Genomic DNA, 1030 nt, shown 5'->3' with positions numbered 1-1030 from the left:
TCACTCGAATTTGTGTGTTTGCATCAGGGTTATTTACCAACAAATTATATATCTTTTTGGAAGGGTTATTAGTCGCTTTTTATGGATACTCTTAAAACTCCCAAAACCGGAGAATCTCTTGCTGCCTATGTATCGCGGGTCAGAAAGGCACTCAATTTAACTCAGTTTGAATTGGCTTCTTGTGCTGGTATCCATACTCGGTCTGTAGGAAAGATTGAGCGAGGACTAACAACTAAACTCAGTCGTAAAACACTGCAAGGTATCGCAGTTGCGTTGGGAACACCTGTTGAGTATTTAGAAGCTGTAATTAAGGGTGAAGAAGTTAAGCTAGTTCAGGGAGTGAGATTTTGCCCTCAATGCTGGAGTCCAGGCAACGCTGCTGATGAAGCTTGGAGTAACATTAAAGCTAAGTATTGTTATCTTTGCGGGACACAATTACGCTCTAGCTGCTCTCATTGCGGTGAGTTAGTTGTGTCACTGAGGTATAAATTTTGTCCACTATGCGGAAAATCATATAAATAACCTACTCAAAATCGCTAAAACCTATATATATCAATACTTTCCAGACCATCTTGCAGCTTTTTACACGTATCTCGGCTCAACGTCATTTAGGCTCTGGGCGTGAAAATAAAAGCAACAGCCGTCTAATTTATCGCTTAGCCGAACAAGAGTCGGTGTGGGTGTCCTCACAGGTGTAGGTTTTTTACAAAAACATTTAGGATGGGTGAGACTTGGAGGACACGCAATACTGTTCGGTTAAGCCTTTTTTGCTCGTCTTAGAGGACGCTATTTCAATGGTTTCGGCCTACCTAAGTTTCGGCGTAGGGCTTTCCCGTAGGTGGCTCTTTTAGTACATATGTACTATAAAATGGCGATCGCCCAAGTGCGTGTTGCCTCAGTCCTGGCGATCGCCATTTTCTCATGCAATAGCGATCATGCTGTGCCAGTTGCGTAAGTCCTGGCACATATTCTCTATCTTTCCTAGTTTACTTGAATATGTGACTCTCTCTAGCAAGTTTTGCGGTTCTAG

2 protein-coding genes are annotated in these 1030 nt (G+C 42.6%); one reads left to right on the top strand and one right to left on the bottom strand.

Annotated elements, in window-relative coordinates; all coding sequences use genetic code 11:
* Positions 1 to 81: 81 nt before the first annotated feature.
* Entirely contained in the window at positions 82 to 522 is a 441-nt protein-coding gene (locus G4P69_RS38820) for a double zinc ribbon domain-containing protein (protein ID WP_208345092.1), read from the top strand.
* 287 nt (positions 523 to 809) lie between these two features.
* On the opposite strand, the gene G4P69_RS38815 is transcribed toward G4P69_RS38820, so the two are convergent.
* Positions 810 to 965, bottom strand: a complete 156-nt coding sequence (locus G4P69_RS38815) for a hypothetical protein (protein ID WP_208355384.1) — start codon at positions 963 to 965, stop codon at positions 810 to 812.
* Positions 966 to 1030: the final 65 nt, after the last annotated feature.

Origin of the sequence: Aetokthonos hydrillicola CCALA 1050 (assembly GCF_017591665.1) — a bacterium.
GTDB classification, from domain to species: domain Bacteria; phylum Cyanobacteriota; class Cyanobacteriia; order Cyanobacteriales; family Nostocaceae; genus Aetokthonos; species Aetokthonos hydrillicola.
The sequence above is the reverse complement of the archived record's forward strand: the minus strand, read 5'-3'. Positions and strand labels throughout refer to the sequence as shown.

Excerpts from the sequence above, each read along its gene's own strand:
- G4P69_RS38820 (WP_208345092.1), top strand. The coding sequence starts at position 82 with ATGGATACTCTTAAAACTCCCAAAACCGGAGAATCTCTTGCTGCCTAT.